This is a genomic window from Streptomyces sp. NPDC058257 (assembly GCF_042881845.1).
In the GTDB taxonomy this organism is placed as follows: Bacteria; Actinomycetota; Actinomycetes; order Streptomycetales; family Streptomycetaceae; genus Streptomyces.
The window spans coordinates 37,113-57,182 of sequence record NZ_JBHVXJ010000029.1 but is presented as its reverse complement, the minus strand read 5'-3'; the positions used below and the strand labels follow the sequence as shown (position 1 = coordinate 57,182).

At 70.0% G+C, this 20,070-nt stretch carries 16 protein-coding genes; 12 read left to right on the top strand and 4 right to left on the bottom strand.

Features of this window, described 5'->3' with window-relative positions:
• Positions 1 to 3 precede the first annotated feature (3 nt).
• Genes ACFVXC_RS39500 through ACFVXC_RS39480 form a run of 5 tightly spaced genes read left to right on the top strand, consistent with a single transcriptional unit; the run spans position 4 to position 4,331 of the window.
• Entirely contained in the window at positions 4 to 1,374 is a 1,371-nt protein-coding gene (locus ACFVXC_RS39500; protein WP_389916129.1) for an L-fuconate dehydratase, read from the top strand.
• Positions 1,371 to 2,135 (top strand): SDR family NAD(P)-dependent oxidoreductase, encoded by a 765-nt coding sequence (locus tag ACFVXC_RS39495; protein ID WP_389916127.1) that lies wholly within the window; start codon positions 1,371 to 1,373, stop codon positions 2,133 to 2,135. The genes ACFVXC_RS39500 and ACFVXC_RS39495 overlap by 4 nt, the downstream gene beginning before the upstream one ends.
• Complete coding sequence (locus ACFVXC_RS39490) at positions 2,132 to 3,160, top strand: aldo/keto reductase (RefSeq protein ID WP_389916125.1); 1,029 nt, start codon at positions 2,132 to 2,134, stop codon at positions 3,158 to 3,160. The genes ACFVXC_RS39495 and ACFVXC_RS39490 overlap by 4 nt, the downstream gene beginning before the upstream one ends.
• Positions 3,157 to 3,471, top strand: a complete 315-nt coding sequence (locus tag ACFVXC_RS39485) for an L-rhamnose mutarotase (protein ID WP_389916122.1) — start codon at positions 3,157 to 3,159, stop codon at positions 3,469 to 3,471. Before ACFVXC_RS39490 ends, ACFVXC_RS39485 begins: the two co-directional genes overlap by 4 nt.
• Positions 3,456 to 4,331 carry an amidohydrolase family protein gene (locus tag ACFVXC_RS39480; protein ID WP_389916119.1) on the top strand — a complete coding sequence of 292 codons (876 nt, stop codon included), beginning with the start codon at positions 3,456 to 3,458 and terminating at the stop codon, positions 4,329 to 4,331. Before ACFVXC_RS39485 ends, ACFVXC_RS39480 begins: the two co-directional genes overlap by 16 nt.
• Positions 4,332 to 4,334: 3 nt before the next feature.
• Here ACFVXC_RS39480 and ACFVXC_RS39475 read toward each other — a convergent pair whose 3' ends face one another.
• Positions 4,335 to 5,756: a lipase maturation factor family protein gene (locus ACFVXC_RS39475; RefSeq protein WP_389916116.1), complete on the bottom strand. Its 1,422-nt coding sequence runs from the start codon at positions 5,754 to 5,756 to the stop codon at positions 4,335 to 4,337.
• 140 nt (positions 5,757 to 5,896) lie between these two features.
• Between ACFVXC_RS39475 and ACFVXC_RS39470 the strand changes: the two genes are divergently transcribed.
• Both ACFVXC_RS39470 and ACFVXC_RS39465 read left to right on the top strand, forming a co-directional pair.
• Positions 5,897 to 8,026: a SpoIIE family protein phosphatase gene (locus ACFVXC_RS39470; protein WP_389916113.1), complete on the top strand. Its 2,130-nt coding sequence runs from the start codon at positions 5,897 to 5,899 to the stop codon at positions 8,024 to 8,026.
• A 4-nt stretch (positions 8,027 to 8,030) separates the two neighbouring features.
• Entirely contained in the window at positions 8,031 to 8,891 is an 861-nt protein-coding gene (locus ACFVXC_RS39465) for an Fpg/Nei family DNA glycosylase (RefSeq protein ID WP_389916110.1), read from the top strand.
• 18 nt (positions 8,892 to 8,909) lie between these two features.
• Here ACFVXC_RS39465 and ACFVXC_RS39460 read toward each other — a convergent pair whose 3' ends face one another.
• Together ACFVXC_RS39460 and ACFVXC_RS39455 are read right to left on the bottom strand one after the other, a co-directional pair.
• On the bottom strand, positions 8,910 to 9,575 hold the full coding sequence (locus tag ACFVXC_RS39460) for a zf-HC2 domain-containing protein (protein WP_389916108.1): 666 nt from the start codon (positions 9,573 to 9,575) through the stop codon (positions 8,910 to 8,912).
• A 180-nt stretch (positions 9,576 to 9,755) separates the two neighbouring features.
• The gene (locus tag ACFVXC_RS39455; protein WP_389916105.1) at positions 9,756 to 10,268 is read right to left on the bottom strand and encodes a hypothetical protein; all 513 of its coding nucleotides are present in this window, start codon (positions 10,266 to 10,268) and stop codon (positions 9,756 to 9,758) included.
• 290 nt (positions 10,269 to 10,558) lie between these two features.
• Between ACFVXC_RS39455 and ACFVXC_RS39450 the strand changes: the two genes are divergently transcribed.
• A complete protein-coding gene (locus ACFVXC_RS39450; RefSeq protein WP_389916102.1) occupies positions 10,559 to 11,803 on the top strand; it encodes a CapA family protein in 1,245 nt (414 codons plus the stop codon).
• A 244-nt stretch (positions 11,804 to 12,047) separates the two neighbouring features.
• On the opposite strand, the gene ACFVXC_RS39445 is transcribed toward ACFVXC_RS39450, so the two are convergent.
• Positions 12,048 to 14,975, bottom strand: a complete 2,928-nt coding sequence (locus tag ACFVXC_RS39445; RefSeq protein ID WP_389916099.1) for a glycoside hydrolase domain-containing protein — start codon at positions 14,973 to 14,975, stop codon at positions 12,048 to 12,050.
• A gap of 124 nt (positions 14,976 to 15,099) precedes the next feature.
• Between ACFVXC_RS39445 and ACFVXC_RS39440 the strand changes: the two genes are divergently transcribed.
• The 4 genes from ACFVXC_RS39440 to ACFVXC_RS39425 all read left to right on the top strand — a co-directional run bounded on the left by ACFVXC_RS39440 (position 15,100) and on the right by ACFVXC_RS39425 (position 20,057).
• Positions 15,100 to 16,296, top strand: coding sequence for an ROK family protein (locus tag ACFVXC_RS39440; RefSeq protein WP_389916096.1), 1,197 nt, complete (start codon positions 15,100 to 15,102; stop codon positions 16,294 to 16,296).
• 152 nt (positions 16,297 to 16,448) lie between these two features.
• Positions 16,449 to 17,462 (top strand): ABC transporter permease, encoded by a 1,014-nt coding sequence (locus ACFVXC_RS39435; protein ID WP_389916093.1) that lies wholly within the window; start codon positions 16,449 to 16,451, stop codon positions 17,460 to 17,462.
• Positions 17,459 to 18,382, top strand: a complete 924-nt coding sequence (locus tag ACFVXC_RS39430; RefSeq protein ID WP_389916091.1) for a carbohydrate ABC transporter permease — start codon at positions 17,459 to 17,461, stop codon at positions 18,380 to 18,382. Before ACFVXC_RS39435 ends, ACFVXC_RS39430 begins: the two co-directional genes overlap by 4 nt.
• A 67-nt stretch (positions 18,383 to 18,449) precedes the next feature.
• The gene (locus ACFVXC_RS39425; protein WP_389916088.1) at positions 18,450 to 20,057 is read left to right on the top strand and encodes a hypothetical protein; all 1,608 of its coding nucleotides are present in this window, start codon (positions 18,450 to 18,452) and stop codon (positions 20,055 to 20,057) included.
• Positions 20,058 to 20,070: the final 13 nt, after the last annotated feature.

Here is a 20,070-nt window from a genome sequence, read left to right as displayed (position 1 = left end):
CCCGTGTCCCCGACTCCAGCCCGCATCACCGCGGTTGACACTTACGACGTACGGTTCCCGACCTCACGGGAGCTGGACGGATCCGACGCGATGAACCCGGACCCCGACTACTCCGCCGCCTATGTGGTCCTTCGCACCGACGCCGACGATGGCCTGGAGGGGCACGGCTTCACGTTCACCATCGGGCGCGGCAACGACGTCCAGGTCGCCGCGATCCGGTCCCTGCGCCACCACGTGCTCGGCCGGTCCGTCGAGGAACTCAGCGCCGATCCGGGGACGTTGAACCGCGACCTGATCGGGGACAGCCAGTTGCGCTGGCTCGGGCCCGAGAAGGGCGTGATGCACATGGCCATCGGGGCCGTCGTCAACGCGCTCTGGGACCTGGTGGCCAAGCGGGCACGAAAGCCGCTGTGGCGGTTCCTGGCCGACGCCGAGCCCCAGTGGCTGGTCTCCCAGATCGACTTCCGCTACATCGCCGACGCCCTCACCCCTCAAGAGGCCCTGGACATGCTCCAGTTGGGGCGCGGAGGAGCCGTAGAACGGGAAGCCCTGCTGCGGGAGCGAGGCTTCCCCGGATACACGACCTCACCCGGCTGGCTCGGCTACTGCGACGAGAAGCTGACCCGCCTCGCCCGCCAGGCCGTGGCCGACGGCTTCACCCAGATCAAGCTGAAGGTGGGGGCGGACCTGGCGGACGACGTACGCCGCTGCCGTACCGCCCGCGAGGCGATCGGGCCCGGCATCCGGATGGCGATCGACGCCAACCAGCGCTGGAACATCGACGAAGCCGTCCAATGGACCCGCGCCCTGGCCGAGTTCGACCCGTACTGGGTCGAGGAGCCCACAAGTCCCGACGACGTCCTGGGCCACGCGGCGATCCGCGAGGCGGTCGCCCCGGTCAAGGTCGCCACCGGCGAGCACGTACAGAACCGCATCGTCTTCAAACAGCTTCTCCAGGCGGGCGCGATCGACGTCCTGCAGATCGACGCGGCCCGCGTCGGCGGAGTGAACGAAAACCTGGCGATCCTGCTGCTCGCGGCCAAGTTCGGCGTCCCGGTCTGCCCGCACGCGGGTGGCGTGGGCCTGTGCGAACTCGTCCAGCATCTGTCGATGTTCGACTACGTGGCGCTCGCCGGAACCACCGAGAATCGCGTCATCGAGTACGTCGATCACCTCCACGACCACTTCATCGACCCGGTCGTGCTGCGCGATGGCCACTACATGGCGCCCACCGCACCGGGCTTCTCGGCCGCCATGCGGGCCGAGTCGCTCGCCGAGTTCACCTATCCGGACGGCGCCTTCTGGGCCGCCGACCTCGCACCCGGCAATCTCGCACCCGGCAACCACGCACACGGCAAAGGAGCAGCCGCATGACGGACGTCCAGGACTTTGAGGGCCTGAAGGCCCTGGTCACGGGTGGAGCCTCCGGCATCGGACGGGCGACGGCCGAACTGCTCGCCGCGCGCGGCGCCCAGGTGGCGGTGCTCGACCTCGACCCGGCCGGCGTGGAGAAGCCGCTCACCGGCTACCGCGCCGACGTCTCGGACGACGCCTCGGTGCGCGAAGCCGTCGCCGCCGCCGCGGCCGGCCTCGGCGGACTCGACGTACTGATCAACAACGCGGGGATCGGCGCTCAGGGCACCGTCGAGGACAATGACGACACCCAGTGGCACAAGGTGCTCGACGTGAACGTCCTCGGCATCGTACGCACCACCCGCGCCGCCCTGCCGCACCTGCGTGTCTCCACCCGCGCTGCGATCGTCAACACCTGCTCGATCGCCGCGACCGCGGGCCTGCCGCAGCGTGCCCTGTACTCGGCGTCGAAGGGCGCGGTGCTCTCCCTCACGCTCGCCATGGCGGCAGATCACGTGCGTGAGGGGGTGCGCGTCAACTGCGTCAACCCCGGCACCGTGGACACCCCGTGGGTCGGCCGCCTCCTGGACGCCGCGCCCGACCCGGCGGCCGAGCGTGCCGCTCTCGCCGCACGCCAGCCGACCGGGCGCCTCGTCCGTGCGGACGAGGTCGCGGGCGCCATCGCCTACTTGGCCAGCCCCCTCTCCGGCGCCACCACCGGCACCGCGCTCGCCGTGGACGGCGGAATGCAGGGCTTGCGGCTGCGGCCGGCGGGCCGGTGAGCGGCATACCCCGGCGCACGCTGGGGCTCGGCGGCGTCGAGGTGACCGAGCTGTCCTTCGGCGCCGCCGGCCTCGGCAACCTCTACACGCCGATCACCGACGAGGAGGCGGTCGCGGCGCTCGACGCGGCTTGGGACGAGGGCATCCGCTACTTCGACACGGCACCGCACTACGGCATCGGCCTCTCCGAGCGCAGGCTGGGCGAGGCGCTGCGGGCGCGCCCCCGGGAGACGTACACGCTCTCGACCAAGGCGGGCCGACTCCTCGAAGAGCGTCTCCCCGAAGCAGTGCCGGGGCCGGTGGCCGACGGCCTCGACCACGGCTTCGCCGTGCCCGCGACGCACCGCCGCGTCTGGGACTTCAGCGCGGACGGCATTCGCCGCTCCCTGGAGGCGAGCCTGACCCGCCTGGGCCTCGACCGCGTCGACATCGTCTACCTCCACGACCCGGACGACCACGCGGAACAGGCCTTCCGGGAGGGCTACCCGGCTCTGGAGCGGCTGCGCTCCGAAGGTGTCATCGGCGCGATCGGCGCGGGCATGAACCAGACGGCGATGCTCACCCGCTTCGTCCGGGACACGGACGTCGACGCCGTGCTGTGCGCGGGCCGCTACACGCTCCTGGACCAGAGCGCCCTGACCGACCTGCTCCCGGCGGCGCAGGAGCGCGGCAGGGCGGTGGTGATCGGCGGTGTCTTCAACTCGGGTCTGCTGGCCGACCCTAGACCCGGTGCGACCTACGACTACACGACCGCGCCCCGCGCCCTCCTGGACCGCGCCCGCCACCTGAAGGCGATGGCGGAGCGGCACGGCACCACGTTGCGTGCGGCGGCCCTGGCCTTCCCCCTGGCCCACCCGGCGGTGGCCACCGTCCTCGTCGGCGCCCGCTCGCCGTACGAGGTCCGTGACGCGGCGGCGCAGTTCTCGGCCGCCGTCCCCGCCGGCTTCTGGCAGGAGGCCCGCGCCGAGGGGCTGCTGCCCGCCCACGTACCCGTACCCGTTCTGCCCGGAGAGGATCCCGAGTGAGAATCGCCCTGCACACCAAGGTCCGAGCCGACCGCCTCGCCGAGTACGACGCCGCGCACCGCGAGGTGCCCGCCGAGCTGGTCGCCGCCATCCGGTCGGCGGGCGCCACATCCTGGACGATCTGGCGCAGCGGCACCGATCTCTTCCACGTCCTGGAGTGCGAGGACTACGCCCGTATGCTCGCCGAGCTGGACAAGTTGCCGGTCAACATCGCCTGGCAGGCGCGCATGGCCGAACTCCTCGACGTCGTGCACGACTACTCGGCCGAGGGCGCGGAGGCAGGACTCCCCGTCGTATGGGAGCTGCCGTGACATCGAATGCCGGGACACCGCACCTCGTCGACTCGCACCACCATGTGTGGGACCTCGCCGTACGCGACCAGGGATGGATCACCGGTGAGGCGCTCGCGCCGATCCGCCGGAACTTCTCGCTCGCCGATCTTCTGCCCCAGGCCCGCGCCGCAGGCGTGGCCGCGACCGTGCTCGTCCAGACGGTCTCCGTCGCCGAGGAGACCCCCGAGTTCCTCGCTCTGGCGGCGGACAGCGACCTCGTGGCGGGTGTCGTCGGGTGGACCGACCTCACCCGCCCCGATGCCACCGATACGCTCGCGGGGCTGCGTCAACTCCCGGGCGGGCAGCACCTCGTAGGAATTCGGCACCAGGTCCAGGGCGAGCCCGACCCGAAGTGGCTGCTGCGGCCCGACGTGCGCCGCGGCCTGGCCGCCGTCGGCGCGGCGGGTCTCGCCTACGACCTCGTCGTCCTGCCCCACCAGCTCCACGCCTGCGTCAAGGCCGCCCAGGAGCACCCCGAACTCACTTTCGTCCTGGACCACCTGGGCAAGCCGCCCATCGCATCCGGCGCCCTCGAACCCTGGGCCACCGCAGTCCGCTCGCTCGCCGCGCTCCCCAACACCGTCTGCAAGCTCTCCGGTCTGGTCACCGAGGCGGACTCCAAGACCTGGACGGTTAACGACCTGCGTCCGTACGCGGACACCGTCCTGGACGCCTTCGGTCCTGACCGGCTCATGTTCGGCTCGGACTGGCCTGTCTGCACCCTGGCCGCCACGTATGCCGAAGTCGTCGACTCCGCACGGCGGTTGACCGAGTCGCTGAGCGGCAGCGAGCGCGCCGCCCTGTTCGCCGGGACCGCCGCTCGCGTCTACCGCCTCTGACTCTCAGCGCGGTGCGTCGACCCGCGTCGGCGGCAGGAACTCCCGCACGTACGTCCGCTCCCAGCACGCGCCCGTCTCGCGCAGCTCACGCCAGGTCGTGTAGCGGTAGCGGTACAGGCGGGCGCGGATGTACGCGGGAGGCGCGTCCGGCGGGAACGGGACGTGGCGAAGCAGCCGCAAGGTGTCCCGGTCACCGTCCAGGAGCCGCTCGATCAGCGGGCCGAACCACGGCCTCGCGTACGCCGGGGAGAGCGCGGCGAACCACATCATCCAGTCGAGCCGCAGGTGGTACGGCGCGAACTGCCGCGGCCAGCGGCGCACATCACCCGGCTTCCCCTTGAACTCGTACTCCCGCCACTCGGAATCCTGGCGGGGTGTCGCATCCGCGGTGCCCTCGATGACCACTTCCTGGCGTACGCGGCTGACGCTGCCGAACGCTCCGTACGCGTTGACGAGATGGAGGGGGTCGAAGGAGTAGTTCATGATCTGCCGCCGCGAGAACAGGTTGCGCGTGGGCCGGTGACTCAGGGCCAGGAGCAGGACGGTCACCGCGATGACCACCACCTCGTACCAGAGCGGCGGGGGAGCGGGGGAGTCCGACGGCGCTCCCGCTGCCCCGAAGTCCAGGACGGACACGGCGAGCACGATCGTCATCCAGTTGAGCCAGGCGAAGTTCCCCGAGAGGACCAGCCACAACTGAGTGGCGATCATGACGCAGGCCGCCGCCGTCGCGATCGGCTGCGGTGTGAAGAGCAGTACAGGGACGACGAGTTGGGTGAAGTGGTTCGACGCGACCTCCACCCGGTGGGCGGGCTTGGGCAGATGGTGGAAGAACCAGCTCAACGGGCCCGGCATCGGCTGTGTCTCGTGGTGGAAGTCCAGGCAGGTGAGCTTCCGCCAGCACGCGTCGCCGCGCATCTTGATCAGTCCGGCCCCGAATTCGACGCGGAACAGCACCCAGCGCAGCAGGAAAAGGACGAGCACCGGCGGTGCCGTCTCGTCGTTGCCGAGGAAGACGGCGAGGAAGCCCACCTCCAGGAGCAGCGACTCCCAGCCGAAGCCGTACCAGCTCTGCCCGACGTTCACGATCGAGAGATACAGGGCCCACGGCACGAGCCAGAGCAGCATGCCGCCCCACAGGGGGAGGCGGCTGTCGGCGCCCGCGAGCAGTGCGAGGGCGCAAGCGCAGCCCGTCCACGCGACGAGGGCGAAGAAGCGGTCCGAGTAGTGGAGCTGGAAGAGGCTCGGTGCTTTACGGAACGGCACGCGCTCGACGTAGCGCGGCACCGGAAGCATGCCGCGTTCCCCGATCAGCGCACGGAACTGCAGCACCGCGCCCAGGAACGCGACGAGGTAGACCGCGGCGAGAGCCCGCTGGAAGACGAGGCGGCCGAGCCAGTACTGATCTGCGGTGAACCACTCCACAGGACCATCTTGGGCCCAACCGGCCCGGCGCCCCAGGGCGCACCCCTCGTCCGTCACCCGTTCGCCACAGTCCCCGCCGGCCGGCGCTCCCTCGCCCGGCGTGCGCGCTCGCGCCCGACGGCGAAGAATCAGGAAGTGTCATGACGCCCACGTCACTGCCGGACGACTGGCCAGCGGATCCACGGTCGATCCTGGCGTCCAACCGCACAGGCTGCTTCGACTGGGACCTCGACAGTCGCCTGCTGCATTTCGACGCCTCGGCACTGGACGTCTTCGACATGCGGGCCGACGAGTTCGACGGCCGCCCGGAGACCCTCGCGATCAGGGTCTCCGCAGCCGAGTCGCACCGCCTCGACGCCCTTGTCTCGCAGGCGCTGAAGGACGGCAGCGAGACCTACGGCGTCTACTTCCGCGTACAGCCGCGCGAGGGCGGCCTGCGCTGGACCCATACCCAGGGGTTCATCCACCGTGACGGGACGGGCCGTCCGTACCGCATCGTGGGCGTCGTCCGCGACGCCACGCAGGAACTGGGCGACAGCACGGCCCGGCACCAGCGCGCCGACGAGGAGGAGGACAGGCGCCGCCGTACGAGCATCGTGCAGGGCACCACGGTGGCCCTCGCGCACGCCCGTACCGTCCGGGACGTCATCGACGTACTCAAGGACACCCACGGCCTGGCGCACCTGGGAGCCTCGAACCTGGTCATGGCACTGGTCGAGGCCGGGCGGATCCGCCTGGTCGCGGAGGGACCCGAGGGCAGCTTCGTGCCGGGCACCAAGTTCACGCGGATCGACGAGCGGTATCCGATGAGCGACGCCGTGCGCACGCTCTCGCCGCGCTTCATCGAGACGGACGCGGAGTTCGCCGCCTCGTACCCGGAGCTCTGGCCGCACATCGACAAGCTGGGCATCAGATCGGCCGCGTACCTGCCGCTGATCGCGCAGGCCAGGCCGATCGGTGTGCTCGGCCTGCTCTACCGGGACAAGACCGGCTTCACCGAGGAGGAGCGCGACGTCCTGGTCGCTTTGAGCAGCGGTATCGCGCAGAGCCTGCAGCGCGCCATGTTCTACGAGCAGGAGAAGGATCTCGCCCAGGGCCTCCAGCAGGCGATGCTGCCGCGCACCATCCCCGGTGTGCCAGGCGCCGACATCGCGGTCCGTTACCGCTCGGCGGCCCTCGGCCGGGACATCGGCGGCGACTGGTACGACGTGATCCCGCTGCCCGGCGGACGTGTAGGGGCGGTCATCGGAGACGTACAGGGCCATGACACGCACGCGGCGGCCGTCATGGGGCAGCTGCGCATCGTGCTGCGCGCCTACGCCGCCGAGGGGCACCCGCCCGCCACCGTGATGGCCCGCGCCTCGGGGTTCCTGCACGAGCTGGACACCGATCGCTTCGCCACCTGCCTCTACGCGGAGGCCGACCTGACGACAGGGGTCGTCCAGCTGGTGCGGGCAGGACACATCGACCCGCTCCTGCGGCATGCCGACGGGAGCTGCCGCAGGGTGCCGGTCGACGGCGGTCTGCCGCTGGGCCTCTCGGCCGAGTTCGGCGGCCTCGACTACCCGGTCACCACCTTCGAGCTCGACGCGGGCCAGACCCTGCTGCTCTTCACCGACGGCCTCATCGAGGAGCCGGGCGTCGATCTGGGCGACGGGATGCGGGCTCTGGGCGAGCTCGCCCGCACGGGCCCTCGCGACCTGGAGCAGCTCGCCGACCGCCTCTGCTCGATCGTCGACGAGCGGGGCGGGGAGGACGACGCGGCGCTGCTGCTCCTGCGCCGCCGCATGATCGACGCGCCCCGGTCCGGCGGCCGCCTCCAGCAGCATGTCGGCCCCGGGGATCCGGAGGCGCTCGCCGAGGCACGGCACATGATCCGCACGGCGGTACGTGCCTGGGGCGCCCGGGAGCGCGCCGACGAGATCGAGCTGGTGGCGGACGAGGTGATCACCAACGCCCTGATGCACACCGATGGCGCGGCGATCGTCACCCTGCGGGGCATCAGTGGCAGCGACCGGCGCCTGCGCGTCGAGGTCGAGGACTCCTCCAGCGCACTGCCGCGGCGCAGGGAGGCGGGGGAGTCGGGGGTGTCGGGGCGGGGGCTCCTTCTGGTGGACATGCTGGCGGACGTGTGGGGTGTCGAGTCGCGAGGCAGCGGCAAGTGCGTGTGGTGCGAGTTCGTCGTGCCCGCGCCGGGAAGCCGGGGGCAGGGGGAAGACAAGCATCAGGGCGCGCGGACGGCGCAGCCGGAACAACAGGGACAGGAGTGAGCGGATGCCGGAACTTCCCGAGGTCGAGGCGCTGCGTGCCTTCCTCACCGACCACATCGTCGGTTACGAGATCGTCCGGGTGCTGCCCGTGGCGATCAGCGTCCTGAAGACGTACGAGCCACCGCTGGCCGCCCTCGAAGGCCGCACCGTCACCGCTGTGGCGCGCCACGGCAAGTTCCTCGACCTCGACGCGGACGGCCTGCATCTGGTGACCCATCTCGCCCGCGCGGGCTGGCTGCACTGGAAGGACCGCCTCCCCGACGGCCCGCCACGCCCCGGTAAGGGCCCCCTCGCGCTGCGTGTCGCCCTGGAGACGGGCGAGGGCTTCGATCTGACGGAGGCGGGCACGCAAAAACGCCTCGCGGTGTACGTGACCGACGCCCCGGCAGAGATCCCGGGCATCGCCCGCCTCGGCCCCGACCCGCTGACGCCGGACTTCGACGAGGACCGCTTCGCCGGGCTCCTGGCGGGCGAACGCCGCCAGATCAAGGGCGCGTTGAGGGACCAGAGCTTCATCGCGGGCGTCGGTAACGCGTACAGCGACGAGGCCCTGCACGCGGCCCGGATGTCCCCGTTCAAGCTCACGTCGAGCCTCACGGAGGAGGACGTCCACGGGCTGTACGTGGCGTTGCGGGCCACCCTGACCGAGGCGGTGGAGCGCTCGCGCGGAGTGGCGGCGGGCCGCCTCAAGGCGGAGAAGAAGAGTGGCCTGCGGGTCCACGGCCGTACCGGTGAAACGTGCTTCGTGTGCGGTGACACCATCCGCGAGGTCTCCTTCAGCGATTCCTCGCTGCAGTACTGCCCCACGTGCCAGACGGGCGGGAAGCCGTTGGCGGACCGGAGGATGTCGCGGTTGCTGAAGTAGGCCTGTGCCGTGCGGAGTTCAGGGGCGGCGCAAGGTCAACAAGTGCTCTCCGTCGGTCGAGCGCACCTCGTAGCGGGCGATGTCCTCGCGGGGCATGGCCGCGCCGCCCCGCGTCGACAGACCCGCGGAGGGCCCGCCCGCGGATGTGGCGGCGGGCGCCTTCCACGTCGTCACCGTCTGCTCGGAGCCGTCGTCGCCCACGGCGACGAGCTGGCAGACACGGGCGCTGTACGGGTCGCGGATACGGAGCCCGATGTCCGTGCCCCAGTCGCGGCCCCGCGCGGTCAGGGTCGCCGAGACGCCGGTGCGGCCGTCCCGGGCGGTGATCTGTTCCGGGCCCGGCCCGTGGGCCCTCAGGACCGCCGTGACAGGGGCCGCGAGGGCGATCACGACGCTTGCCGCGACCGCGCACAGCCACCGTCTGCGACCGGTCCTGCGCAGCCGTCCGGTCTCGGTGAGGAGCCGGTCGGCCAGCCCGGGGCCCGGCACGGCCAGCGGTTCGACGTGGGGTGGCGTGAGGCGGTCGTACGCGGCCAACTGCCGCGCCGCCGGTTTGAGTTCGTCCACCAGGGCCTGACATGCGGGGCAGTCCATGAGGTGATCGTCGAAGCGGAAGGTGTCCGCCGCGTCGAGGACACCGAGCGCGTAGGCGCCGGCGTCGCGATGCCGCTCCAGGGGCCTCATGGTGTTCCTCGCGTGACGAGTTGGGCAGGGGGTGATTCCTGCCCTCCCGTACGCAATGGACCGACGAATCACTCAAGGCGTGGGACGCGAACACTCGTACGTGGCGCCGGAGAGTCGCTGTCGTGGCATCAGAACAGGTGGCCGGAACAGATGGCCGGAACAGGTGGTCGGAACGGGTGGTCAGAACAGATGGATCGCCAGGTGCCCCAGCGGCAGCCCCAGGCGCCACGCCGCGGTCCACACCTTGGGCCCGTCGTCCTCGCTGCCGGGGCCGCCGCCCGGCACCGAGTCCAGATCGGGGGCCAGCAGCTCCGTCTCCTCCAGCCATCGCCACGCCAGGTCGGCCAGTTCGAGGTCGGGCGCCGGTTCGCCCGAGGTGATCGCGTCGGCCCAGAGCACGGCCATCCGCTCACCGACCCAGTCCTGCCACGGCTGGTCGTACGCCGTCAGGGACAGCCAGGTCTCCAGCTGGGAGACCACGCGGATGCCCGACAGCTCGTTTTTCGTGTCGGAGAGGAAAATAGTCAGGGCCAGAGCATCACGCCCTGCGCGGTATTCGAAAGATGCCGGCGGCATCAAATCGCCGGTACGCAGTAATTCGTCCGCGATGTACTCGGCGTACAGCCATGCCATGGGCACGGCCAGTTCGCCGTCGCTTGGGCCTTCTGTGTTTCCCCGGCTTTCGTGCAGCATCCCGTCTCGCCTTCCTCCGATCCGTGCGCGTCGCCGGCCTCTGGCACCCCAATCCGGAACACGGATGAGGACAGCCGATTACCCGAAGGGTGCCCTGAGCAAGGCACTTTGCGAAGGCTTGACTTGGCCCCCGGTTTCGTCGCAGGTGGGGAGCCCTCTGTTCTTCGTGTCACATGGCCCGACGGTTTGACTCTGTTTCAGGGACTATGACGGCATTGCTACTTGACTCGACCTTGTGTCCGAATGTGGATTCATTTAGCCGATTATCCCCCATTCACGGAGACTGGTCGATGACGCAGCGCACATCACAGGGAACAGCTGTTCTGGCGGCGGTAATGATCGGAGCCGCTCTCGCCACGACCGCCGCCTGTACGGCGAATGAAAAGCCCGCGCGGGAGCCGAATCCGAAGAGACAGAGCGAAAAGCCTCCGGGCGGCGCACGAGGGGACGGCCGGGATGCTCCGCCCCCCGCGCCGTCGGCGGCAGGCGGTGGTCAGGACGCCCCCCGCGCCTTCACGCTCGTCGCCTCCGGGGACGTGCTCCCGCACTCCTCGATCATCAGCAGGGCCAACACCGACGCGGGCGGCGACGGCTACGACTTCGTGCCGATGCTCAAGGGGGTCGAACCCGTCGTGTCCAAGGCCGACCTGGCGATCTGTCACATGGAGACGGTCTACGGCGCGAACGGCGACTACACCGGCTACCCCAGCTTCAAGTCCCCGCCCCAGATCGCCCGCGCCCTGAAGGCCACCGGCTACGACGCCTGCTCCACGGCCTCCAACCACACGCTCGACGACGGCGCCGCGGGGGTGCGCCGGACCCTCGGCGCGCTCGACAAGGCAGGCGTCAAACACGCGGGTTCGGGCCGCACGGCCGCCGAGGGCAGATCCCCCGCCTGGCTGCGGGCGGGCGGCGCGAAGGTGGCGCAGCTCGCGTACACGTACGGCACGAACGGATATCCGCTGCCCAAGGGCAAGCCCTGGACGGTCAACCTCATGGAGCGCGACCGGATCATCTCGGACGCGCGCGCCGCCCGGAAGGCGGGCGCGGACGTGGTCGTGGTCTCCGTCCACTGGGGCACGGAGTGGCAGAACACCCCGGACCGCCGTCAGCTGAGCCTCGGCAAACAGCTCACGGCGTCCCGTACGCGGGGCCGAGCCGACATCGACCTGATCCTGGGCACCCACGCGCACGTCCCTCAGGCGTACGAGAAGGTCAACAAGACCTGGGTCATCTACGGCATGGGCGACCAGATCGCGGGCGAGATGATCAATCACGACGGCGAGAACGACCCGCGGGGCAACCAGAGCACCCTCGGCCGCTTCACCTTCGCCCCGCCCGCCGCCCCCGGCGGACGCTGGGAGGTCAAGAAGGCCGAGTTCATCCCCCAGTGGTTCAACACCGGCACGGGGCGCGCGACCAACCTGAACGCGGCACTGGCCCGCGGCGCGGACGTCGCCGACATCCGCGACCGGATCCGCCGCGTCGTCCTGAGCCGGGGGGCCGGGAAGGACGGCCTGGTGATGGGCGAGTAACCGGGGCGCGGCCCGAAGGATCCGCCCTGGGCGCACCTCGACGGCGCGGCGAGCACCGCCTTCCTGTCTGTGAGGCAGAACGGGCGGGGTGTGTCCGACATCGCCGAGACCGGGCTCCGCCGGGAGACCTTCCCGGCGGAGCCCGGTCCCCCGAGACCTTCCTGCCAGCCGTGGTCACCCGGGTCTCGACCGGTCTCGACCGACGTGCTGCCCGATGATGGTCAGTGAGTCCTGCGCCAACCGCTCACCCGACCCGCACCAGCCACCCTCGCCCGGGCTCCACCCGTATCGCCTCGCCCGCGGCGAACCTCCGCTCCGGCTGGAACCCCTCGATCTCGGGAGCGCAGGCGGCGACGGGACCGGAGTCCGTGGCGAGGACGACGTCCACCGCCTCCCGGGCCCAGGAGGCGAGCGCCGTCACGGTTCCTCCGGGACCCTCCCATGTGGTGGCAAGGACATCCTCCCGGCCGGTCCGCACCGGCGATGAGCCGGTGGCCCACCACCCCGTCATCTCCGCCTCCGGGAGCCGCAGTTGGTCGAAGGCCCGCCACAAGGGACGTACGTCCGTCATGGGCGCCCGCGCCGTCATCCCGAAGACGAGGCCGCGCCAGGGGTTTCCGCCGCCCTCCAGCATCTCGCCCATCAGGCCGAAGGGAACGCCCGAGATCTCGACGAGCCAGTACGCGGGATCACCCCCGGAGCCGTCCGCACCGTCAGAACCGTCGTAGTCGAAGAGCTCTCCCAGCCAGAGCCGATCGACGTACGGCAGCAGCTCCGCGTACAGATTGGCGCTGGAGGCGAACCCGTCCGGCTCGCGGAACTGGTTGCACGAGTGCAGATCGACCAGCGGCGGCGCCTCACCGGAAGCGGACAGGACCTTGCGGACCCGCTTCATGGTCGTCCGGTCGTACGCCACGTCGTCGAGATAGAGCCCGTCGATCCCGACGACCCGCCGCAGCCGCTCGATCCCGCTCACATAGGAGTTGTGCCACCGCGAGTCACCGGACGTGACGACCGCGACGTCCCCCACGTCGGGCGCCACCCACCCGGGCACATAGTCCCCGCCCAGATGCTCCCGCAGCCATGCGTGCCCACCCCCGGGCCCCGGCGCGAAGATCTCGTCTCCCAGTGACGCGAGGACGGGCAACTCCGGTGTGTGACGAGTCAGTTCGCGCACCGTGTCGTACACCTTCACCTGGATCCCGAGCCGGTGCGCCTCCTCGGTGTAGGAGTGCAGGGCGTCGGCGCCGAGGAGCGGGTCGTTGATGTACGGATTGGGTGGCGTCGCATGGTGCAGGTTGGCGACGTTCGCGCCGTACTCCGCGATCTCCGCGGGCGACGCGTACGCGTGGAAGTAGCGCTCGGAGAGCTGCCGTCCCGGTTCGAGCGGCTTGAACGGGGTCAGGAGCAGCCGGAACTCGAAGCGCCGGCTCTCGCCGGCGCGCAGCGCGAGCGGCCCGCTGAAGGCGGAGAGGCGGCGCACTCCCTCGCTCGTCCGCAGCCGCACCCCGCCCGCTCCGTCGCCCGCCCAGGACCGCGGTGCACGCAGCGGCTTCTCCCGGTAGTAGTTGGTGTTGAGCGGCCGCGCGTAGTGCTCGTCACGCAGGCTGAGCTGGAGCCCCGCCGCCGGGTCGCCGAACCAGAACGCGTCCTGGTTGCGGGTGGGCGTGTCCCAGCTCCAGTCGTACGTCGCCGGGCACACCCGGCCCGTCAGGCCGAGCCCCATCGCGTACCGCGCGACCTCCTCGTGGACCGGCACGTCCAGCGTCACATCGAGCTCGGTGTCGGCGGTCGCCTCGACCGTGGCGCGCACCACGAGGAAGCCGTCGGCCTCCAACTCGCCCTCGGTACGCAGGAGTACGTCCTGTCCGGCGGCCCGTGCCGACCAGCGCACCCGCGCCGGGCCGAGCCGGTCAAGGCTGATCGGACCCCGCTCGACGGGGCGGCCGAAGTCCAGCGTGACGGGTGCGGCGAGCAGGTCGCGGGGAGGTCCGTCGACGCGTGTGACCGTCGGTGTGAAGGTGGAGACGAGCCGCCGGGGGAGTGCGTCCGGGCCGAGCTCGACCGTGCGCCCGAGCATCGAAAGGCGCAGGCCGTCGCCCTCCTCCGCCGTCTCGACCGGGGTGAAGGGCGCCACCGGCTCGTCGTCCTGCGCGAGCGCCGAGTCGAGCCATCCGAGCCGCGCGAGCCGCCACGGCTCTCCGGTGCCGCTGTCTGCGACGACGTCCTGGCCGACGGTGAGGCGCAGCGGCAGTACGCGCTCCGGGGTGCCGGGAGCGCTGACGGCCATCTCCCCCTCGTACAGGCCGGGTCGAGCGTCCTGGGGAACCTCCACGCCGAACCACAGGGCCCCAGCACACCCGGCGCCGATCGCGACACGCCGCTCGAAGGCCTGGCCGCGTGCGTCGATGCCGCCGGTGCTGAGACACCGTACGGAGAAGGGAAGCCCGCGGGCCTCGGCCCGTACGTCCGTCAGCTCTTGGAGCGCGTACACGCCGACCTGCACCGCGTGGAACTCCCCGCGGTCCGCCATGACGTCGAGCGGTGCGTAAGGGGTGGCCAGCGCCCAGCGCGCGGGCAGCCGTTCGTAGCGGCCGAGGGGGTGGGTGCGGTCCTCGCCGAAGAGGAGGAACCGCTCGTCCGCGTAGGCCCGATGGAGGCTCGTGCGCTCGTTCTCGGTCGCCGCGAAGCCGAGCGGCGCGAAGGAGTCGACCGCGCTCGCCGCCTCGTAGCCGAAGGCCTCGGCGCGCGGCAGCTTCTCCCAGCCTGTGGCGTGGTGCAGGCCGCAGCGGTGCACCCAGCCGGGGTCCGCAGTCCGCGTCGGGGGCCGGTAGGCGGCCTGCGGATAGTAGGGCTTGCCCGTGTGCGCGTACGGGAGGTAATGCACGGCGTAGGTGCCGGGGCCGTCCACCGGCTCGAAGGCGATGCGCCCCGCCTCGGCGGTGACCTCCACGGCCACGGTGTTGCGCACGCGTTCCCCGGAAGGACCGACCACGATCACGTCCACCGCCCCGGGGTCCGGGTCCTGGCGCCGCCACGGCAGTTCGGCCGCGACAGCCGGGGCCGCGGTGTCTCGGATGTCGGCACGTACGAGAAGCCGGTGGTTACCGTAGACGTCGCTGTCCCAGGAGCCGATCCCGCATGCCAGCTCCGGATGACCAGTCTCACCCATCTGTGCTCCCCCAAGGGCGCTATTTATTAGGTAAGTTTCTCAATCGCTCCGGGTCACCCTGGAGATCAACCGATCGCGCTGTCAAGGGGGACGCCTTGAATCGGGGAGACCGGGAGGGGAGTCCATGAAGAAGGAACCCACGAGTCCCAGCAGTTCTACGCCTGTCACGAACGCCGTGACCGCCATGAACGCGATGAGCGGGGACCCGTCGCTGCTGCGCCGCCTCAACACGGCGGCCGCCCTGCGCGTGCTGCGCGAGCGGGACGAGATCACCGTGCCCGAACTCGCCACGCTCATCGGGGTGTCACGCCCCACGGCTCAGGACCTCACAGCCCAGCTGCTGCGCGAGGGCCACCTGGTGGAGCTGACGCCGGGCAGCGGAAGTGTGGGCAGGCCCGCCCGCAGATTTCGGTTCCGGGCCGAGGCCGCGCACGTCCTCGGTGTGGACATCGGCGCGCACAAGATCCTGGTGCACGCCGCCGACCTGCTCGGCCGGACAGTGGCCACCCAGCGCGTCGCCGTCACGCCCGAACTCCCCGCCGAGCAGCGCCTCGACGCCGTCCGTGAGGCGATCGCGGGCTGCCTGGCCCAGCCCGCGGCGGCGGATGTGCGCCCGCTGGCGACCGGCGTCGGCACCAGCGGCATGGTGGACGCGGCGGGCCGGGTGGTGGAGAGCGACTCGCTGCCGCAGTGGACGGGCCTCGACCTCACCAGGGAACTCGCCGATCCGGGTCACGGCCCCGTCGTGGTGGGAAACGACATCCAGCTCGCGACCCTCGCCGAGTGCACCGGGGGAGTGTCGGTGGGCGCGGACGACTGCGTGTACCTGTACGTCGGCAACCGGCTCGGCATCGGCCTCTGGCTCCGGGGTGAACTGCACCGCGGACACCGTGGCGCGGCGGGGGAGATGGTCGCGGGCGACGGCTGGGAGCGGTGCTACCAGCGGCTCCTCGACTGGTTCGCGGGGCACCAGGGCGCGGACAGGCCGACGCGCGAGAACGCCGCCCGCGCGGTGGTGACCGCCGCGGCGGCGGGCGACGGCGGGGCCGAGTACACCCTGCGCGCCTTCGCCGAGGCGCTCGCCGACAGTCTGGCCCGCCACGTCGCCGTACTCGACCCGCAGTCCGTGGTGCTCGGCGGCGGGATCTCGCGTGCGGGCGCCCTGCTCAGCGAGCCTTTCGCGGCACGGCTCGGCGCGCTCTGCCCCTACCGGCCGACGGTCCAAACCTCCGTACTCGGCGAGGAATCAACCGCAATCGGGGCAGCTCGTCTCGCACTGGAGCACATCGGTCACGCCGCGCAGAAAAATCCAACTCTCTAGGACCGGAAGGTGGTTGACGGGCGGGAGTCACGCTTCGATGATGTGGCTCTCTTTAGGCAAGTTGGCTTCTTAATTGGCCGACTCCCGACGGCCGTCCGGGCTGTCGGCTGCCACTTTTCTGTTCCGTCGTGCCGCCAGGCCAGGGAGTACGTGTGACATCCCCAGCAACGCAACGCAGGCCACGCGCCGCGTCGCCGCCACCATCCGGGTCGGATCCGAAGTCGCGTCCGGAGTCCCAGGACCCGCCGCGCCACCGCCGTGTCCCGCTCCGCGTCCGACTGCGGAACAACTGGGTGATGCTCGCCCTCATGGCCCCGGGCCTGCTCTTCTTCCTGTTCTTCTTCTACGTGCCGATGCTCGGCAACGTCATCGCCTTCCAGGACTACCAGCCCTTCATCGGCTTCAAGGACAGCCCTCTGGTGGGCCTCGCCAACTTCCAGGAGCTCTTCGCCGACCCGGCGTTCTGGGAGGCGGTCCGCAACACCCTGGCGTTCGCCGCGCTCCAGCTGATCTTCTTCTTCCCGGCGCCGCTCGCCCTCGCCCTGCTGATCAACAGCCTGGTCAGCCCGCGGATCAAGAAGTTCGTGCAGAGCGTCGTCTATCTGCCCCACTTCATCTCCTGGGTCCTGGTCGTCGCGCTCTTCCAGCAGGTCCTGGGCGGCGCGGGACTCTTCAGCAACTACCTGAGCGACCACGGCATGTCCGCCCTGGACGTGATGACCGACCCCGACACCTTCTCCCTCCTCATCACCGGACAGGTGATCTGGAAGGACATCGGCTGGGGCATGATCATTTACCTGGCCGCTCTCGCGAGCGTCGACCAGAGCCTGTACGAGTCGGCGGCCGTCGACGGCGCCGGACGCTGGCGCCGCATGTGGCACGTCACCCTGCCCGCCGTGCGCGGCGTCACGATCATGCTGCTCGTGCTCCGCCTCGGCGATGTCCTCTCCGTCGGCTTCGAGCAGTTCCTGCTCCAGCGCGACGCGGTCGGGGCCCGCGCGTCGGAAGTCCTCGACACGTACATCTACTACCACGGCGTCGTCTACGGCGACTGGGGCGTCGGCGCCGCCGCGGGCCTGGTCAAGGGTGTCATCGGGGCCTTGATGATCTACGGCGCCAACAAGGTCGCCCACGCCTTCGGAGAGCACGGGGTGTACAGCAAATGAGCAGCTTCGGATTCCCCCTGCGATCGCCGCGGGCCCGCGAGGAGCGGCCCGCCTGGGAAGAGCCGCCCACGAAGATCGGCTCGACCGCCAAGGCCGTCGTCATCACGGTCATCTGCGCCGTGATGATCCTGCCCTTCGTCACGGTGCTCTCCACCAGCCTCGCCTCCCGCAAGGAGATCACCGAGGCGGGCGGCTTCGTCCTCTTCCCCACGGAGCCGACCCTGGAGGCGTACCGCACGATCCTCTCCGGAGGCATCGTCTCCCGTGCCGTCGTCGTCAGCATCCTTGTCACCCTCGTCGGCACGGCACTCTCGCTCCTGACGACGATCGCGCTCGCCTACGGCCTCAGCAAGCGCGGCGTCCCCGGCAGCAAGCCGATCCTCCTGATGGTGCTCTTCACGCTCCTCTTCGTGCCGGGCATGGTGCCGATGTACGTGGTGGTCAAGGAGCTCGGACTCCTCGACTCCTACTGGTCGTTGATCCTGCCCGTCATGATCAACGCCTTCAATCTCGTCGTCCTGCGGGCGTTCTTCATGAATATCCCCGAGGAGCTCTACCAGGCGGCGCGGATCGACGGCGCGGGCGACTGGCGGATCCTGACCCGCATCGTCCTTCCGCTCTCCAAGGGAGTCGTCGCCGTCGTCGGCCTCTTCTACGCGGTGACGTACTGGAACGCGTTCTTCAACGCGATGCTCTACCTGAACGACTCGGGCAAGTGGCCCATCCAGCTTGTCCTGCGCACCTACGTCGTCCAGGGCAAGTCCATCTCGGGCGACCAGCTCGGCGTCAGCCACATGCCGCCCCAGCAGTCGATCTCCATGGCCGTCGTCATGATCGCGCTCATCCCGATCCTGCTGCTCTTCCCGTTCCTGCAGAAGTACTTCACCAAGGGCGTGCTCACCGGCGCCATCAAGGGCTGAATTCCTTTCCCCCACCCCCTTTGCGGAGAATCCCATGACCGGCATGTCCCGACGTACCTTCCTCAGCGTGTCCACAGCAGTCGCCGCGGGCGCGACCATGACCTCTCTGACCGGCTGCGGATCGGCCGCCGACAAGAAGAGCGAGGCGGCCTCGTCGAAGGTGAAGCTGCCCGCACATGTCCCCTTCACCAAGATCGAGCCAGATCTCCCGCCGAATGCGAAGGGTCTCTCGGCAGGCTTCTTGAAGTACCCGGAGAAGCTGATCCGGAGCGTGCCGAAACCGCCCGGTGACGGTTCGAAGGTCTCGATGCTCACCGAGATCTGGGTGCAGCCGCCGCTGCCGAAGGGCCGCAACGACTACTGGCAGAAGCTCAACAAGGAGATCGGCTTCGACCTCTCGGCGATCCTCGGCACGGACCCGGGCTACGAGCAGAAGTTCCCGGCCGTCATCGCCGGCGGCGATCTGCCCGACCTGATGTGGATACCGCCGAACCAGGGGCTCCAGCACATCGCGGAGCTCCTGGAGTCCAAGTGCGCCGACATTACGGAGTACGTCTCCGGGGATGCCGTCAAGGACTATCCGAACCTGGCCGCGATGACACCGGCACATTGGAAGACCGCGGTCGTCAACGGCAAGATCTGGGGCGCCCCCAGTCCCTATCCGGCGTTCGGGCAGGTCTACGGGGGCAACCCGAAGATCTGGGAGAAGGCGGACGGCCTCTCCGCGAGCAGTCCCGAGGAGTTCCTGTCCAAGTGCAAGGAAGTCACCGGGAGCAAGGTGTGGGCACTTGAGCCGATCTATGTGAACGCGGTCAACGTGATGTGCCAGTGTTACGGCGCACCCAACAAGTGGCGTGTCGACAAGGACGGTTCGCTGACGTTCTACCAGGAGACCGAGGAGTACATAGAGGCCCTCAGTTTCGTCCTGAAGTTGAAGAAGGCCGGTGTCTTCTACCCGGGCGACCCGAAGATGGCCGACGCGTACATCAAGATGGCGCAGGGCTCCATCGGCGCCTGTGTCTACTCCAGCCCCTATGACGCCCGGGTGAAGACGCGTGTGAACGACCCCGAGCTGGGCGCCGAGGTCCTCATCCCGTTCGCGGCGGGCGGCCGGCGGCCCAAGCATCATCTCCACCGCGGCACGATCGGATACACGGCCATCAGGAAGGGCGACGAGAAGCGCGTCCGGATGATGCTCGAACTGCTCAACTACCTGGCGGCGCCGTTCGGCACCAAGGAGCGCGAATTCCTGGAATTCGGTACCGAGGGTGAGACGTTCACATACAACGACCAGGGCTTTCCTGAGTACTCGAAGGCGGGCAAGCAGCAGGTCGAGGGCCTCAACAGCGGGCTGCGAACGGCGACCACAGCGCCGTTCGCGCTCCTCGCTTCATCTTTCCCCGGCAAAGAGAGCGTCGACGACGTCCGCACGGTCTACGGCATGGAGAAGAAGCTCGTCGAGACCGGCATCCCGGATCCCACGGTCGGTCACTACTCCGACGCATTCACGCAGCACTACGGGCGGATGTCGACCGAGGCGAATGACCTCGTCAACGACATCGTCAGCGGCCGCAAGAAGCTGAGCGAGTGGAAACCCTTCTGGTCGGAATGGAGGAACAAGGGCCTGGAGCAGATGGCCCGCGAGTTCCAGAAGTCCATCGAGCAGAGCGCCTGACCAGCTCCCCCGC

What these genes read in the sequence shown, in the direction of transcription:
- ACFVXC_RS39480 (WP_389916119.1), top strand. Translation starts at nt 3,456, where the DNA reads ATGGGAGCTGCCGTGACATCGAATGCCGGGACACCGCACCTCGTCGAC.
- ACFVXC_RS39455 (WP_389916105.1), bottom strand. Translation starts at nt 10,268, where the DNA reads ATGCTGCACGAAAGCCGGGGAAACACAGAAGGCCCAAGCGACGGCGAA.
- ACFVXC_RS39445 (WP_389916099.1), bottom strand. Translation starts at nt 14,975, where the DNA reads ATGGGTGAGACTGGTCATCCGGAGCTGGCATGCGGGATCGGCTCCTGG.
- ACFVXC_RS39450 (WP_389916102.1), top strand. Translation starts at nt 10,559, where the DNA reads ATGACGCAGCGCACATCACAGGGAACAGCTGTTCTGGCGGCGGTAATG.
- ACFVXC_RS39465 (WP_389916110.1), top strand. Translation starts at nt 8,031, where the DNA reads ATGCCGGAACTTCCCGAGGTCGAGGCGCTGCGTGCCTTCCTCACCGAC.
- ACFVXC_RS39495 (WP_389916127.1), top strand. Translation starts at nt 1,371, where the DNA reads ATGACGGACGTCCAGGACTTTGAGGGCCTGAAGGCCCTGGTCACGGGT.
- ACFVXC_RS39460 (WP_389916108.1), bottom strand. Translation starts at nt 9,575, where the DNA reads ATGAGGCCCCTGGAGCGGCATCGCGACGCCGGCGCCTACGCGCTCGGT.
- ACFVXC_RS39440 (WP_389916096.1), top strand. Translation starts at nt 15,100, where the DNA reads ATGAAGAAGGAACCCACGAGTCCCAGCAGTTCTACGCCTGTCACGAAC.
- ACFVXC_RS39430 (WP_389916091.1), top strand. Translation starts at nt 17,459, where the DNA reads ATGAGCAGCTTCGGATTCCCCCTGCGATCGCCGCGGGCCCGCGAGGAG.
- ACFVXC_RS39470 (WP_389916113.1), top strand. Translation starts at nt 5,897, where the DNA reads ATGACGCCCACGTCACTGCCGGACGACTGGCCAGCGGATCCACGGTCG.